Below are 15534 nucleotides of genomic sequence, written 5' to 3'. Positions count from 1 at the left end.
TAATATTGATTTGAAATTTGAAGTTTGACATTGGAAATTTATGTCACAAATCAACTTCAGATATCTGTCATCAAACATCCAAGATTCAACATTTCATGAAAACCCTGATTTCAGTTGTAGGTACCACGGGAATTGGTAAAACAAAACTTGCGATCGACCTTGCCGGGTATTTCGGCACCGAAATTATTTCCTGTGATTCCCGACAGTTTTTTAGCGAAATGAAAATCGGAACAGCTGCACCCTCGGAAGAGGAACTTTCGCAGGCAAGACATCATTTTATTGGCCAGCTTTCTGTAAAAGATTATTATTCTATCGGTCAGTTTGAGCATGATTCTTTAGAATTATTAGATCGGCTTTTCGAAAAATACGATATCGTCATTATGGTTGGAGGAAGCATGATGTATGAGAAAGCGGTCATCGAAGGCTTAAATGACTTACCGGAAGCTAATGATGAAAATCAGGAAAAACTCGAAACCATCTGGAAAACTGAAGGCATCGAAAAACTTCAGGAAATGCTGAAAGATTTAGATCCCGAATATTACGAAAACGTAGATATTCACAATCAGAGAAGGCTGATACGGGCAATTGATGTCATCTGGCAAACCGGAAAAAAGTACTCTGAAAATATTGCGCATCCCAAAAATCCCAGAAATTTTAAAACGGTAAGAATCGGCATTGAAGCGCCACGGGAAACGATTTATGAAAGGATCAATCTTCGTGTCGACAAAATGATGGAAAATGGCTTGCTTACTGAGGCTGAAAAGCTCGATGAATTAAGAAAATCACAGGAAGGAAGGAATCTGGCTTCACTGAATACGGTCGGTTATTCGGAGCTTTTTAAATATTTTGATAAAGAGTGGGATCTTGACTTTGCGGTTTCTGAGATTAAGAAAAACTCAAGAAGATTTGCAAAACGTCAATTGACATGGTATAGAAAGGAAGAAAATATACATTATATACAATCAGTATATTCGGAGAAAGATTTTAATGGTTTGATTGAATATATAAATGAGCAAACTCAAAAATAATTTCTTTTTAAACGCAAAGATTTAATTTTTGTTCTGAATATTTTTAAGGAGCAAAGAATGGAATCAATAAAATTGATTCTGATGAAGCTTCTACCTTAAGCGACTTTGTCGCTATTCTTTGCTCCTTAAAAGTTGTACAGTTTTTAAATAAAACTTTGCGTTTAAAAAAATTGCACACACTATCTAATTCCGAAGGAATTTTAACAAGAATATTGCAAAACAAATTTCTACAAACACAGTTTAGATTCCACGCTCCACTTCGTTTCGCTCTGAATAACAAAAGCAAGTTTAGATCATAGTTTTAGACAAAAAAAATGCGGTCCCGAGAGACCGCACTTCAAACAATATAATTAAGTTACTACTTCCATCCGCCACCTAAAGCCCGGTACAAGTCTACAATACTGCTTAATCTCTGTCTTTTTACCGACGCAAGATTCAGTTCAGCCTGCAGAGAATTTCCCTGAGCGGTAATCACTTCTAAATAATTAGCCATTCCGCCTTTGTACAGCATTTCAGCACTTTTAATTCCGTTTTTTAAGGTGGTGACCTGTTCGCTTGCTTTCTGTTCCTGAACTTTTAAACTTTCATTGGAAACCAATGCGTCAGAAACTTCGCCTACAGCATTCAAAACAGACTGACGGAAAGCCAAAACGTTTTTCTCTCTCTGAATTTTAGCAACATTCAAATCTGTTTTCAACTGTCTTTTCTGGAATACGGGCTGAGCCAGTCCTCCCAAAACAGAACCGAAAAGAGAAGCAGGAATAGAAAACCAATTATCAACTTTAAACGAATTGACTCCGCCGTTGGCTGTAATTCTTAAAGCAGGATACATATTTGCCTGGGCAATCCCCACCAGCGAATTAGATTCCAGCAACACCAATTCCTGCTGACGGACATCCGGGCGACGGCTTACCATTGCTGCAGGAAGTCCGGCCGAAATATCCTGTGGTAAAGAAGTGTCGGACATTTCAATCGTTCTGTTTACCTTTTCAGGGTTTTGACCTACCAGGATACTTAAGGCATTTTCCTGAATCGCAATATTCTGCTCTAACTGAGTGATCAGAAGTTCTGTAGATTGCTTTTGAGCAGTAGCCTGCTGAACTCCTAATGAAGTTGTATCACCACTTTGCCATAATTTTTCTGTCAGAGACAGGGTATTACTGCTTAATTCTAAATTTGATTTTGCGATAGATAATTGTCTGTCAAGCATCAGCAAATTATAATATCCCTGGGCAATCGCCGCAACGACCTGAGTCTGAATGGCCTTGGTCGCTTCATAGGTCTGCAGATACTGCATTTTAGAAACTTCCTTCTGGTTTTTTATTTTACCCCAGATATCTGCTTCCCAGGATAAATTAAATGCGGCATTGTAATCTTCAACATGGCTTTGACCTAAAAATAAATTTAAGCTCTGTCCGTTCATGCTGTTTTTTGAAGGTTTTGAAATTTGAGCAGATACTCCGAAACCTACATCAGGGTATTGAAGGTATTTTGCCTGCTTCAGTTTTTCCTGTGAAGAAGCAACCTGTTTTAAAGCAATCTGTAAATCATAATTGTTTCTGATTCCTTTTTCTATTAACTCCTGCAGGACAGGGTCACTGAAAAACTGTTTCCATTGCAGGTTGGCTACACTGGCGGTATCTGCTGTTGCCGTATATTTAAATTGCTCCGGTAGTTCCAGCTCAGGCTCTTTGAATGCCAGTTTTGAAACACAGGAAACTGATCCCAACGCCAGTGCAAATGCTATGATGATATTTTTTACTCTTTTCATTTTATAAAATATTTAAATTGATCACAAAACTTTGAGGGGTAAGCAAAGCGGTCTTTAGTAGGAGAAAATACTTTACTTCTGTATTTTTAATTCTGATTTTTCTTCACGCAGAGTTTTTGATTCCCTGCGTTTAAAATTTCAGGTTTAAAATTTTCTCAAAGTTTTGTTAATCATTTTTTATTAATGTGCTCCCGCTAAAAGTTCTGCCTCTAACTTTTGTTTCTGAAGTCTTTTATTTTTTCTGCTTGGCATTTTTTCATGTAAATACTGGAAAATGACGTACATCACGGGAATAATGAAAATCCCGAATACTACTCCTGTGAACATTCCGCCTACCGTACTGATTCCGATAGAATGGTTTCCTTTGGCTGCTGCACCCTGTGTCCAGACTAATGGCAACATACCGATGATAAAGGCAAATGAGGTCATCAGGATAGGTCTTAAACGTAACCTGGATGCCTGAAGTGCAGATTCAATCAGGGTTTTCCCTGCTTTTCGACGCTGAACAGCAAATTCTACGATCAGAATGGCATTTTTAGCTAATAATCCGACAAGCATAATCAATCCTACCTGAACATAGATATTATTGTCAATTCCGGCCAGTCCTGTGAATGCGAATACTCCGAAAATCCCTGTAGGAATGGTCAGAATAACGGCAAAAGGAAGAATATAGCTTTCATACTGAGCCGCCAGTAAAAAATACACAAACAGAATACTAAGCATAAATACAAAAGCTGTCTGTCCACCGGTTTTGATTTCTTCACGGGTAATTCCTGTCCATTCGTAACCGTATCCGCGGGGAAGTGATTTTTGAGCAACTTCCTCTACAGCTTTGATAGCGTCTCCTGTACTGTACCCAGGTTTTGGAGTCCCGTTAATGGTAACAGCATTGAATAAGTTGTTTCTTGAAACTGTTTCAGGTCCGAAAGTTCTTTTTAAGGTAACTAAGGTCTTTACAGGAACCATTTCTCCGGATTTATTTTTAACATAAATTCCCTCCATAGAATTTGCATCTGTTCTGTAAGGAATATCTGCCTGAGCCATTACTCTATAATATTTCCCGAATCTGTTGAAATCTGACACGAAGCTACTTCCGTAATAAATTTGCATCGTCTGCATCAGTTCGGTTACGGAAACACCTAACTGATTGGCTTTATCTGTATCAACATCAATCGTGTACTGAGGGTTTCCTGCTGCATAAGTTGTGAATGCAAAAGCAATTTCCGGACGTTTCATCAATTCTCCGATAAACGTCTGGGTCGTTGTTCCCAACTGCTCAAATGAACCATTTGTTTTATCCTGCAGCATAAATTCAAATCCTGAAACGTTACCAAAACCCTGCACGGTAGGGAAGTTGAAGAAAAATGCATTGGCATCTTTTACCTGTGCCACTTTTCCTGTCAGGGCGGCCGCAATCTGATCCGGATCTTTCATTTCGCCACGGTCTGCATAATCTTTCAGTTTAATAAAACCTGCAGCATACGGAGAAGCATTGGAATTACTGATAAAGTTCATTCCATCGGCAACCCAAAGATGATTTTTAGCCTTTTCACCATTGATGATTTTATCAATCTGTTCCGTAGCTCTGTGAGTTCTGTCCAATGAACTTCCCGGAGGAGTATTCACAGCATACAGAACAAATCCCTGATCTTCAGTGGGAATAAATCCTGTAGGCGCTTTATTGATCAGAAAAACACTCGCAGCTGTAATAACTGCTAAGCCTCCGACTGCGACCCACTTATTTTTAATTAAAAATTTAAGGCTGTAGATATACTTTCGGGTCATGTTATTGAAGCTTTTGTTGAAAGCGTTGAAAAACTTTGCACCAAAACCTTTTTTCTGACCGTGTTCTCCATGTTCTCCCTGAGGATCATTTAATAGCAAAGCACATAATGCAGGACTTAATGTCAGGGCATTAACCGCTGAAATCATAATCGCAATCACCAAAGTAAAAGCAAACTGTCTGTAGAAAACACCTGCCGGTCCCTGCATAAAACCAACCGGAATAAACACCGCACACATCACCAGTGTAATGGAAATGATGGCTCCGGAAATTTCACTCATCGAATTTGTAGTCGCCTGTTCGACGGGCATTCCAGTCTGTTCCATCTTTGAATGGACGGCCTCCACGACGACAATTGCATCATCTACCACAATACCGATGGCGAGTACCAGTGCAAATAAGGTCAGCATATTGATGCTGAAACCAAACACCTGGAGGAAGAAAAATGTTCCGATAATAGCTACGGGAACTGCAATAGCAGGAATTAATGTAGATCTGAAATCCTGAAGGAAGATGTACACTACGATGAATACCAGGATAAAAGCAATCACCAATGTCTCAACAACCTGATGAATCGATGCATCCAGAAAGTCTTTCGAATTGTACATGATGATTGGCTTTACTCCTTTCGGAAGGGTAGTAGAGAATTGTTCAACCTGCTTTTCAATTTCAGTTAATATTTCGTTGGCATTGGAACCTGCAGTTTGAAGAATGGCAAAACCTGCGACAGGTTTTCCGTCAACTCTGTTAGCTGCGGTGTATGTATAGGAACCGAATTCTACTCTTGCCACATCCTTTAATCTTAAAAAGGAGCCGTCGCTGTTCGATTTGACAGCAATGTTTTCGTAGTCTTCGTTTTTATTTAATTTACCTTTATACTTTAAAATATATTCATAAGTTTCCTTGCTTCCCTGTCCCAAACGTCCCGGTGCTGCTTCAAGGTTATGGTCTTTAACTGCTGCCAAAACTTCCTGGGGAGAAAGATTATTAGAGGCTAGGCGGTCGGGTTTAAGCCAGATTCTCATTGAATAATCCCTTGTACCGAAGACCTGTGCCTGTGCGACTCCGGGTATACGCTGTATTTGAGGAATGATGTTGATTTTCAGATAATTCTGTAAGAAAAGTTCGTCGTATTGCTTTGGATCATCGCTGGATAGTCCCATAAACATAATCATACTGTTCTGAACTTTCTGAGTTGAAATTCCCGCCTGTACCACTTCCTGAGGAAGCTGGCTCATTGCTTTTGAAACACGGTTCTGAACATTCACCGCAGCATTGTCAGGGTCAGAACCCTGCTTGAAAAATACGCTTAGGGTCATTGAACCGTCATTGCTTGAGTTGGAGGTCATGTACGTCATGTTCTCAACACCGTTCACTGCTTCTTCAATCGGAACTGCTACAGAACGGGCAACAACTTCTGCATTGGCTCCGGGATAAAATGCCGTTACCTGTACACTTGGTGGGGCAATGTCGGGAAACAATGTAATCGGAAGGTTGAAAACCGACATCGCTCCCAACAGCAAAAGTATGATGGAGATGACCGTAGAAAGCACCGGTCGATCTATAAATTGTTTTAACATAAGAAGTTTATTTTTTTAATGTTGTTAACCTTTTGTGAGCCAGCTTTTAAACCCTTAAGTTTATTTTAATTTTAAGAATTTAATCTTTGATTTTTTTTTAAACTTATGTGCTCTTAATTTTCATAATGCTTATCACTTAATGTGACTTATGTGTCAAAAAATTTTGTGACTTTTATGATTAAAATTCAAACGGGTTTTACAAAGGTCTTGCTCTTAAAAGGCTGTCAGAAGAAATTGCTTTGGGATTGATGGTAACTCCGTCTTTCAGTGCACCGATTCCTGTAAATACGATCTTATCTCCTGCGGAAAGTCCTTCAGAAATAAAATAATAGCTGTCTGTCTTTCCTGAAATCTGTATCGGTTTTCCGGTTACTTTTTTATCTTTTCCAACCACGTATACATAAATTTTATCCTGTATTTCGAAAGTTGCTTCCTGAGGAATGACAAGTGTATTGGTAAATAACTGGGGCATCCGTACACGACCGGTATTACCTGTACGCAGTGTTCCATTGGCATTTGGGAAAATAGCACGTACGCTGATTGCTCCTGTGGTTTTGTCAAACTGCCCGTCAACGATACTCATTTTTCCTTTTTCAGGATAAGTTGTGTTATCAGCAATGACTAAATCTACCATAGGCATATTTTTCAGCTTTTCATTAAGTGTTGCTCCGGGATATTTTTTCTGAAAGCCGATAAAATCCAGTTCGCTCAGTGAGAAGTATGCGTAGATTTCACTGATGTCTGATAATAAAGTGAGAGGGCTGGCATCTGTTCTTGAGATCAGACTTCCTTTTTTATGGGGGATTCTGCCTATATAGCCACTGACCGGAGCAGTAATTGTGGTAAAGCCGACATTGATTTTAGCTCCTCCAACGGATGCTTTTGCCTGGGATGCCGCAGCCACCGCCGCAGCATAATTGGCTTTTGCAGTTTTCATCTGTACATCTGAAACGACTTTTGCGGCAACCAAAGGCTGAAGCCTGTCTACCTCTACTTTAGCTTTCTGAATATTGGCGTTGGCGACCTGTAAATTGGCCTGAGCCATATTCATCTGTTCTCCATAAGCTCTTGAATCTATTTTAAATAAAGGCTGTCCGGCTCTTACATAAACCCCTTCTTCCACATAGATTCTGTCTAAATATCCATCAACTTGGGATCTGATTTCCACATTATTCTTACCTTCAAGAGCTGTAGGGAACTCCTGATAGATGGTTGCAGGTGATGTGGTAACAGTGAATACCGGTAATTCCGGAGCGGGTGGTGCAGCATTCGAACCTTCTGCCGCCTTTGTACAATTCTGTAAAAGAATGATACTTGATATAAGTAAGATAATTCTTGCTTTTGTAGTTGTTTTCATTTAAGTTTTATTTTTTAATGAGTGTTATATAATGTTGTTTTAATATTAAATCATGTTATTTTTTCTAACGGTGTTAAGTGTAAAGAAAAAAAATTAACATGATTTGAGTGGAAGATTATTTTGTTGTTTTCATGAGGATAATTTTTGATGTTGATTTTAAATAGAAATGATATTTCAGGTGTTATTTTTCTTAACAGTGTTAATGGTAAGGAAAAAAAATGGCAAGAATCAGTGTTATGAAATTATGTTTCATTTTAAAGTTTTTTAATTTATATAATAGTATGCTAATGTTAATTATTCCGTGTTACTTTTCCTAACAGTGTTAATATTTGGTTCAAAAAAAAATTACAAAGATTTAATAAAGGCCGAAACCGTTTCGTCCAAAGTTGTTTTATTCATCGTTGAAGGAATGTCGTCATTTCTCATCATCATGATAGAGATCAGTCCGTGGACTGCTGAAAACAAAGCGTGAGAAGAGTGGCATGCATTATCCTGATTTGAACCTTTTTTCTTAATAATTTCAAAGGTACAGTCATAAATCATATCCTGAAAAGAGGAAAATTCCTCTTTCATTAAACCTTTTCCGCTGCATTGCATTCCAAGACCAAACATCAACTGGTAATATTCCTTGTTTTTAAAGGCAAATTTCCAGTAAGCTTCGACAATTGCCGTTAACTGTTCTTCCGGAGTATCATGTTTTTTCTGAGCTTTCAGTAAATCAATCTGTAAGCAGTGAAAACCATTTATAGAAATTTCATATAAAATGGCTTCTTTGTTTTCAAAATGATCATAAACAACAGGTGCACTGTATTCAATAGCATCAGCAATTTTACGGATAGAAAGCGATGCCCAGCCGTCAGTTTTAGCCAAAGTAAAAGCAGCCTGCAAAATATTTGCACGGATAGATTCCTTTTCTCTTTGACGACGTTCATGTAAACCCATGATTTTATTTTACTAACAGTGTTAGCAAAACTACAAACATTTGACCATACCAACCAAATAATATTTAAAATTTAACATTCAGATCTTGTGTAAAAGTGAAATGTTCGATTGTTTAAACGCAGTAGCTTATAAATTTCTGAGTAACAAAGCATAATTTATCCGTTCTCCAACACGATCGTCTAAATTAACGCAAGTTTATAAAACCCGAATTGGCTAATCCTAAAACTTGTTTTATCTTTGTGTTTAAAGAAATTATGGATATGAATACTCCCTCAAATATGCTGGCATTAGGCACAAAAGCTCCTTTTTTTGAACTTCCGAATCCTTCAAGAAGTAATGAAGTGCAGTCATTAGATGATTTGAAAGGTGAAAAAGGTACATTGGTGATCTTTATGTGCAACCATTGTCCGTTTGTATTGCACATCATCGATAAGTTGACAGAACTTTACGAAGATTATAATGAAGCAGGAATTGAGTTTATCGCTGTCAACTCAAATAATGTCGAGAAGTATCCTGCTGACTCTCCGGAAAAAATGATTGAATTTCAGATTGAAAGAAATTTTGATTTTCCGTACCTGTATGATGAAAGCCAGGCGATTGCCAAAGCGTATGACGCTGCCTGTACTCCGGATTTCTTTTTCTTTGATGATAAATTAGACCTTATTTACAGAGGCCAGATCGACGATTCAAGACCCGGAAATCATAAAGATGTCACCGGTGAAGACCTTATTATTGCTTTTGAAAACCTGTTAATTGGTGAACCTCAGGAGGAAATTCAGAGACCGAGCATAGGCTGTAATATCAAATGGAAATAAATTTTTATTCAAAATAAATTAAAAACCGTCAGATTTTTCTGACGGTTTTTTAATACGCAGACCGGCTTTCAGTACTTTTTCTTTCCATGTGAAAACCGGATTGGCTTTTAACTAAAACTCGTATTAATCCTGCTTGAGAATTTTATTTCAAAAACGGATTGTACTGTTTTTCAAAACCGATGGTTGTCGCATTTCCATGACCTGAAAAGACCTGGGTTTCTTCATCAAGAATTAAAAGTTTTGTTTTGATTCCCTCAATAAGCTGATCATAGTTTCCTTTATATAAATCTGTTCTGCCTATGCTTCCTTCAAACAGCACATCCCCGGAAATCATGAATTTCTGAGTGTCATTGTGATATACTACACTGCCCGGAGAATGTCCGGGAACATGATAGACTTTAAATTTTTCTCCGTCAAAATCGATTTCGTCTCCTTCATTAATGTATTCAGGGTCAATGTTGATGTGATCAAGCTGAAATCCGAATCTCATTCCGCTGATCTGAAACATATCCAATACTTCCTGATCATCCTGATGCATGGTCACCGGAACTTTGAAAGTATCGGATGCCCACTGTAAACCCAAAACGTGGTCAATGTGGGCGTGGGTCAGAAGAATTCTTTCAATTTGCAATTCATTTTCTCTGATGAAATTTTCAATCGTTTTGGTCTCCTGATCGTTCATATTTCCCGGATCAATCAGCCAGGCATTCTTATTTTCATTAAAAAGGATATATGTGTTTTCACTTGCAAAATTGAAAACAAAGGCTTGTATCTGAAACATATTCTGAATATTTTTTCATCAAAAATACAATATTCCTGATAGATTCGTTATCTTCGTCATAATGAAAACGTTGCAGATATTTTTACTCGGTTTAACTTCTTTAGCTTTCGGACAGAACATTCAGAGTGTTCAGCTTTTTAATCCTCATACCAATGATGAGACGCCTGTTATTACGATGAATCAACAGCTCGTGCTGAGTTTTGATGATCTTACCAATTCAAGTAATATCTACCGGTATACGATCAAACATTATGACAGGAACTGGCAGGATGATAATCTTTTTTTTACGGAGATTGCCAATGGAAGTATGAATGCCCTGCTGGATCAGTTTGAATATTCTTTCAATACATTACAGCCTTACACGCATTATAAACTCAATTTCCCAAATGATAAGATCAGGCCGAAAATATCAGGCAATTTCGAAATCATCGTGTATAAAGATTCTGCGGACAAACCATTATTCACCAAAAGATTTTCTTTAGTGGAAGATCAGGCGAATTTAGCATTGAATATTTCGAGAATTGCAGATGCCAGAAACCCGAATGTGAATCAAAGGGTCGAGGTGCAGGTGACTTCAAAAGGAGGAGATCTGTCGGCAAATGTGAACTCCATGACGCTTAATGTGATGCAGAATAACAATCAGCACATGACGATTACTAATCTTAAGCCAAGTTCTACGCTGGGAAGTCAGATCCTGTTTCAGCAGATGGGTATTGTGTTCCCGGGAAATAATGAATTTTATTATTTCGATAATAAAAATATGAATATGCCGGCAGATATGGTGCGTGCAACAGAACTGAAAGAAGGTATTAACCAGACGTATCTTCATCCTGTCTGGGCTTATCCGTTAAATTATCAGTATCAGCCTGACGTCAACGGTGCCTTTTATTACAGGAGAAATGATCTGGGCTTAGAAAGGAATGCAGATCGGGAAGCAGATTATTCATGGGTGCATTTTTCACTGGACTCTGATCCGATGGATAAAGAACTGTATGTTTTGGGTGGTTTCAATAACTTTAAAGCAGACAAAGAGTCCCAGATGATTTATGATGCTGAAAGTAAAAAATATATTGCAAAAATTTACCTCAAGCAGGGATTCTATAATTACATTCTGGCAACAAAAGAGCAAAACGGTGCTTTGAATTTCGGAGAAATCAACGGGAATTTCTGGCAGACGGAAAATCTGTATCAGGCATTTTTATATTACAAACCTTTCGGAAGAAACTATGACGGTCTGCTTGGTTATGGCGAATTCCGAACGCCAGTAAGATAGTATCCCCGGATTATTTTGAAATGAAAAAACCTTACAAATTTTCCATTTGTAAGGTTGCTGTTTGGGGTGTACAAGACCCCGACAGATAAATCAAACTATATAATAATGTCAAAAAAGTCGTTACTAAGATGTACTAATTTTTAAAAATGGCAGTGATAAAAAGACTGTCGTTATCTTCAAATAAATAATGAATATGGACAGGAAATTTTTCGGTTTTATACACCTGGATTTCTTTGCTTTTTATATCTATATTTTCGTAATTAATCAGAATCGTGTTGATGGATTCTTTTAAATCATCCAGAAAATATTTGTCTTTATTAATCTCTTCCGCATTAAATACCCTCATCAGCATTCTAATGTCATTTTTTGCAATCGATGACAGTAAAACTTTCATTAGGCACAGATTTTCTCCAGTTCAGAGATATTCTCAAAAAAATCAAGTTTCGTCGCAGGATTTTCTGTATGAAACTGAATTCTGTTAAAAACTTCATCCATCTGAAACTGTGGAACATCAGATCTCACAGTTGTATCTAGGTTTTCCACAATTTTAATAAATGCCTCTGCAAGTTCAGGAGTGAAATTTTCAATCTTTCTTTTTAAGATTTCTATACTTGTATCCATGATTTCTAAAAATTTAAGGTAGTGCTTATCTTTTGATAGGGTAAAGGTATGAAAAAATATTAAAAAACAAAGTTAACCCCTATAAAAATGTAAAAATATTTTAAAAAATTTGTTTTGTTTAAATAATGTAGTGTTTTAAAGGGGGGGTAGAGAGAATTAAATAAAAAATGACATTTGATTAATCAAATGTCATTCATATTTTTAGAAGTTGGTTTTAAACAAAATAAAACTCGTTCAGTTTTTCTTCACATAGTGTTTTTACCACATCAATCCATCTGTCTTCATCGTTCAGGCAAGGGATATAATGAAAGTTTTCTCCTCCTCCATGAGTAAACTGATGTTTCCCTTCAACAGAAATTTCTTCCAGAGTTTCCAGGCAGTCAGAAACAAATGCCGGACAGACAATAGCCAGGTTTTTAATTCCTTTTTTGCCGATAGTTTCCAGGGTTTCATCTGTATAAGGTTCCATCCATTTATCTTTACCTAATCTTGACTGGAATGTAACCATTACTTTTTCTTTTGGTAAGCCTAATTTCTTAATGACAGAGTTGGTGACATCAAAACACTGATGACGGTAACAGAACTGATGGCTGGGATTATTTTCACGTGAACAGCAGTCATTCAGATTACAGGTATTTGTAGGATCCGTCTTATAAATGTGTCTCTCCGGAACGCCGTGATATGAAAACTGTAAGGCGTCAAAATTTTCAGGAAGTTTTTCTCTTATGCTCTCTGCAAGACAGTCTATATAAATCTCTCTGTTGTAAAAAGGCTGTATGTAATTGATTTTAATTCCGGGGAATTTCTTTTTCCTGACCTCTTCTGCTTTTTCAATCACAGTTTCGGTTGTACTCATTGCATATTGTGGGTAAAGAGGAAATAAAACAATTTCTGTTACCCCCTGATCAACTAATTTCTGAATTCCGGCTTCGATACTTGGCTGTGCATAACGCATTCCTATCTCTACGGGAACGTCCACCAGTTTCTGAAGTTTTTTCCGAATTCTCTGAGTGATGACAATCAAAGGAGAACCTTCATCGGTCCATACAGTTTTATAAGCTTCAGCTGATTTTGCAGGTCTGGTATTTAAAATGATACCCTGCACCAAAAGCGCACGAAAAAACCATCGGTAATCAATTACCTTTTCATCCATCAGAAATTCATCAAGATATTCTCTTACATCGGGTACGCTGGTTGATCTCGGTGACCCGAGATTGACTAATAATATTCCTTTCATAAATATAAGTAATGGGTAATAAGTAATGGGTAATTTACTTGCTGCTCATTTTTTATCCGTTTACGGCTTCCACATGTTCCACTAAATCCGGAACAAACTGTTTTAAAATATTTTCAATTCCTCCCTTTAAAGTGGCGGTAGAGCTTGGACATCCTGAACATGCTCCCTGTAGAAGCATCTTTGCAGTTTTGTTGGCTTCGTCATATTCAATTAATGAAATTTTTCCACCGTCATTTTCAACTGCAGGTGCAACATATTCATTTAAAATATCAGAAATTTTCTGTTCGTTATCTGTATAATCCCGGTTAATGATATTCTCAACCGGACTTTCGTGTTTCTGAGCAGTGATATTGGATATTTCTCCTCCGTTCTGAAGGTATTCGGCAATCAGGCCGCGCACTGCCATCATTACCTGATGCCATTCCACAGAGTTGTCTCTTGTTACCGCAACGAAATTATCTGAAATGAAAACTTCTTTAGCGAAATCGAAATCTTTAAAAATAGCCTGAGCTAAAGGGACTCCGTCTGAAGTCTCTCTGGATTTCACCTCTACGAAGCCATCCATCAGCATTTTACTCGAAACAAACTTCATCACATTTGGATTCGGTGTCATTTCGGCATAAATCTGAACCAATTCTTTTTTCTTCTGAAGATAGATTCTTGGATTAGCCAGAAGTTCGTCCTCAATTACGTTTTTCAGATTTTCCGAAATGTGCTCCCATTCCACAGTGTCCTGTTTTGCAACTGCAATAAAGTTGGCAGTGACAAAAATCCTGTCAACAAAAGGATAGTTGAAAAGTTCCTGTGCTAAAGGGATTTCTGATATATCTGAATTTCTGTCCAACTCTAAAGACCCTGGAATCAGATTGTAATCAGCTACAAACTTCATCACTTTTGGGTTTTCTGTCGGCTCTATAAGAATAGTATGCATTTTTTCTATAAATTTGAGATACAAAAATACGGATTTAGAACTTAGAAGCTGGAAATTGGCAGTTAGATTTTTGCTATCACTGCCATTTACAATTTGTGATTTCAATTTACTGTTTCAATTGAACTCGTTATAAATTTTTCAAAATAAAAATAAATGGCACTTATAAAAGAACTTTTAGGGAAAACACCGGAAATCGGAGAAAATACATTTTTAGCCGAAACAGCCACTGTAATCGGTAACGTAGTAATGGGCAAAGACTGCAGTATCTGGTACAATGCTGTGATCAGAGGTGATGTGAATTATATCAAAATGGGAGATAAAGTCAATGTACAGGACAATGCCATGTTACACTGCACCTATGAAAAATTCCCTTTGGAAATAGGAAATAATGTTTCGATCGGTCATAATGCCATCGTCCATGGCTGCAGAATTAAAGATAATGTCCTGATCGGTATGGGTTCTATTGTAATGGATGACTGTTTAGTTGAAGAGAATTCCATCGTTGGTGCGGGGTCGGTAGTAACGCAGGGAACTCACATCAAATCAGGCGAAGTCTGGGGCGGAGTTCCTGCAAGAAAAATAAAAGATATTTCTTCTGCCTTACTGGAAGGAGAAGTAAATAGAATAGCTGATAATTACGTAAAATATTCTTCGTGGTATAAAGAGTAGATGCAGATGGTTTTTTGGGATGGAGCAATAATTTTTGCTGTTTCCTGTGAAATCTGAATTTTATTTTAAAATGCTGATTGGTAGAATTTTGAATTTTATAAAGTAAATACAACGAGCCGGTTTTTGGATAGAAACGGGCATGTCGTCTCTGGCGCAGGAAGTCTGTTTTTGATAGAGAAATAATCCTTTGAATTTAGCGAGAACCTACTGTTGAATCGGGCAAAAAAACAAAAGCTCTGAACGAAATTTAGTTTAGAGCTTTATTTTATCTTAAAAAACTTATAAAATCAAGGATAGATCAAAACGGCTTTTTCACCCTGACATTTTACGCCCGTAGGTTCGGCAGGCATCATGCAGTCTGAGGTGATACTGTATTTCTTGTTAAATTCAGACATTTTTATTTCATATTCTTTAATTTTTGGAAGGATAATATCCTCATTTTTCTTAGGATAAGCAATGTAGGAAACCGGTCCGCCACAGGCTTTTGTACCTAATGGAGAAAAAGACCATTCCGCAGCATCTGTACATTTTTCTTTAGAAATCATTGATTCTATTGAAGCTTTCAGTTTATCAAGCTGAGCCTCATCATACTTTTGAGAGCTTTCATCTGCAGGTCTTTCTGAAATATCTTTAGGCATTTCGGAAGGGTCATTGCTTTGTGCTGATTTACAGGAAAACATTGTGAGACTTACACATAGAGCAATTGCCGGAATTCTTATCAACCAATTTTGCATAATTAATTTTTT

Annotated in this window: 14 protein-coding genes; 4 read left to right on the top strand and 10 right to left on the bottom strand. The window is 37.4% G+C overall.

Annotation, left to right across the window (positions count from 1 at the left end; all coding sequences use genetic code 11):
• Positions 1-95 precede the first annotated feature (95 nt).
• Positions 96-1028 (top strand): tRNA (adenosine(37)-N6)-dimethylallyltransferase MiaA, encoded by a 933-nt coding sequence (gene miaA / locus AC2A07_RS16940; RefSeq protein WP_484051358.1) that lies wholly within the window; start codon positions 96-98, stop codon positions 1026-1028.
• A gap of 358 nt (positions 1029-1386) precedes the next feature.
• Here miaA and AC2A07_RS16935 read toward each other — a convergent pair whose 3' ends face one another.
• From AC2A07_RS16935 to AC2A07_RS16920, 4 genes are all read right to left on the bottom strand, one after another.
• The gene (locus tag AC2A07_RS16935; protein ID WP_484051357.1) at positions 1387-2799 is read right to left on the bottom strand and encodes an efflux transporter outer membrane subunit; all 1413 of its coding nucleotides are present in this window, start codon (positions 2797-2799) and stop codon (positions 1387-1389) included.
• Between the two features lie 180 nt (positions 2800-2979).
• Complete coding sequence (locus AC2A07_RS16930; RefSeq protein WP_314495027.1) at positions 2980-6162, bottom strand: efflux RND transporter permease subunit; 3183 nt, start codon at positions 6160-6162, stop codon at positions 2980-2982.
• A gap of 196 nt (positions 6163-6358) precedes the next feature.
• On the bottom strand, positions 6359-7519 hold the full coding sequence (locus AC2A07_RS16925; protein WP_484051356.1) for an efflux RND transporter periplasmic adaptor subunit: 1161 nt from the start codon (positions 7517-7519) through the stop codon (positions 6359-6361).
• 345 nt (positions 7520-7864) lie between these two features.
• A complete protein-coding gene (locus AC2A07_RS16920) occupies positions 7865-8461 on the bottom strand; it encodes a TetR family transcriptional regulator (protein WP_314495023.1) in 597 nt (198 codons plus the stop codon).
• 260 nt (positions 8462-8721) lie between these two features.
• Here AC2A07_RS16920 and AC2A07_RS16915 point away from each other — a divergent pair, with 260 nt between their 5' ends.
• Positions 8722-9276 (top strand): redoxin family protein, encoded by a 555-nt coding sequence (locus AC2A07_RS16915; RefSeq protein WP_314495022.1) that lies wholly within the window; start codon positions 8722-8724, stop codon positions 9274-9276.
• Between the two features lie 142 nt (positions 9277-9418).
• Here the strand turns inward: AC2A07_RS16915 and AC2A07_RS16910 are convergent, their stop codons facing one another.
• On the bottom strand, positions 9419-10057 hold the full coding sequence (locus AC2A07_RS16910) for an MBL fold metallo-hydrolase (protein ID WP_484051355.1): 639 nt from the start codon (positions 10055-10057) through the stop codon (positions 9419-9421).
• Positions 10058-10118: 61 nt separating this feature from the next.
• On the opposite strand from AC2A07_RS16910, the gene AC2A07_RS16905 reads away from it, so the two are divergent.
• Positions 10119-11330 carry a type IX secretion system plug protein gene (locus AC2A07_RS16905; RefSeq protein ID WP_484051354.1) on the top strand — a complete coding sequence of 404 codons (1212 nt, stop codon included), beginning with the start codon at positions 10119-10121 and terminating at the stop codon, positions 11328-11330.
• A gap of 133 nt (positions 11331-11463) precedes the next feature.
• Here the strand turns inward: AC2A07_RS16905 and AC2A07_RS16900 are convergent, their stop codons facing one another.
• The 4 genes from AC2A07_RS16900 to AC2A07_RS16885 all read right to left on the bottom strand — a co-directional run bounded on the left by AC2A07_RS16900 (position 11464) and on the right by AC2A07_RS16885 (position 14119).
• The gene (locus AC2A07_RS16900; RefSeq protein WP_314495016.1) at positions 11464-11724 is read right to left on the bottom strand and encodes a hypothetical protein; all 261 of its coding nucleotides are present in this window, start codon (positions 11722-11724) and stop codon (positions 11464-11466) included.
• The gene (locus AC2A07_RS16895; protein ID WP_314495014.1) at positions 11724-11951 is read right to left on the bottom strand and encodes a hypothetical protein; all 228 of its coding nucleotides are present in this window, start codon (positions 11949-11951) and stop codon (positions 11724-11726) included. Before AC2A07_RS16895 ends, AC2A07_RS16900 begins: the two co-directional genes overlap by 1 nt.
• Before the next feature lie 214 nt (positions 11952-12165).
• Positions 12166-13188 carry a ferrochelatase gene (gene hemH / locus AC2A07_RS16890; protein ID WP_484051353.1) on the bottom strand — a complete coding sequence of 341 codons (1023 nt, stop codon included), beginning with the start codon at positions 13186-13188 and terminating at the stop codon, positions 12166-12168.
• 52 nt (positions 13189-13240) lie between these two features.
• Complete coding sequence (locus AC2A07_RS16885) at positions 13241-14119, bottom strand: NifU N-terminal domain-containing protein (RefSeq protein ID WP_314495012.1); 879 nt, start codon at positions 14117-14119, stop codon at positions 13241-13243.
• 153 nt (positions 14120-14272) lie between these two features.
• On the opposite strand from AC2A07_RS16885, the gene AC2A07_RS16880 reads away from it, so the two are divergent.
• The gene (locus tag AC2A07_RS16880) at positions 14273-14788 is read left to right on the top strand and encodes a DapH/DapD/GlmU-related protein (RefSeq protein ID WP_314495010.1); all 516 of its coding nucleotides are present in this window, start codon (positions 14273-14275) and stop codon (positions 14786-14788) included.
• 287 nt (positions 14789-15075) lie between these two features.
• On the opposite strand, the gene AC2A07_RS16875 is transcribed toward AC2A07_RS16880, so the two are convergent.
• A complete protein-coding gene (locus tag AC2A07_RS16875) occupies positions 15076-15522 on the bottom strand; it encodes a hypothetical protein (RefSeq protein WP_484051352.1) in 447 nt (148 codons plus the stop codon).
• Between the last annotated feature and the right edge of the window lie 12 nt (positions 15523-15534).

The sequence above is a fragment of the Chryseobacterium sp. HNCC26DJ238 genome, assembly GCF_057180465.1.
This window is presented reverse-complemented; position numbering and strand designations above follow the sequence as displayed.

Coding starts and splice junctions, on each gene's coding strand:
- miaA (WP_484051358.1), top strand. CDS start 96: ATGAAAACCCTGATTTCAGTTGTAGGTACCACGGGAATTGGTAAAACA.
- AC2A07_RS16935 (WP_484051357.1), bottom strand. CDS start 2,799: ATGAAAAGAGTAAAAAATATCATCATAGCATTTGCACTGGCGTTGGGA.
- AC2A07_RS16930 (WP_314495027.1), bottom strand. CDS start 6,162: ATGTTAAAACAATTTATAGATCGACCGGTGCTTTCTACGGTCATCTCC.
- AC2A07_RS16925 (WP_484051356.1), bottom strand. CDS start 7,519: ATGAAAACAACTACAAAAGCAAGAATTATCTTACTTATATCAAGTATC.
- AC2A07_RS16920 (WP_314495023.1), bottom strand. CDS start 8,461: ATGGGTTTACATGAACGTCGTCAAAGAGAAAAGGAATCTATCCGTGCA.
- AC2A07_RS16915 (WP_314495022.1), top strand. CDS start 8,722: ATGAATACTCCCTCAAATATGCTGGCATTAGGCACAAAAGCTCCTTTT.
- AC2A07_RS16910 (WP_484051355.1), bottom strand. CDS start 10,057: ATGTTTCAGATACAAGCCTTTGTTTTCAATTTTGCAAGTGAAAACACA.
- AC2A07_RS16905 (WP_484051354.1), top strand. CDS start 10,119: ATGAAAACGTTGCAGATATTTTTACTCGGTTTAACTTCTTTAGCTTTC.
- AC2A07_RS16900 (WP_314495016.1), bottom strand. CDS start 11,724: ATGAAAGTTTTACTGTCATCGATTGCAAAAAATGACATTAGAATGCTG.
- AC2A07_RS16895 (WP_314495014.1), bottom strand. CDS start 11,951: ATGGATACAAGTATAGAAATCTTAAAAAGAAAGATTGAAAATTTCACT.
- hemH (WP_484051353.1), bottom strand. CDS start 13,188: ATGAAAGGAATATTATTAGTCAATCTCGGGTCACCGAGATCAACCAGC.
- AC2A07_RS16885 (WP_314495012.1), bottom strand. CDS start 14,119: ATGCATACTATTCTTATAGAGCCGACAGAAAACCCAAAAGTGATGAAG.
- AC2A07_RS16880 (WP_314495010.1), top strand. CDS start 14,273: ATGGCACTTATAAAAGAACTTTTAGGGAAAACACCGGAAATCGGAGAA.
- AC2A07_RS16875 (WP_484051352.1), bottom strand. CDS start 15,522: ATGCAAAATTGGTTGATAAGAATTCCGGCAATTGCTCTATGTGTAAGT.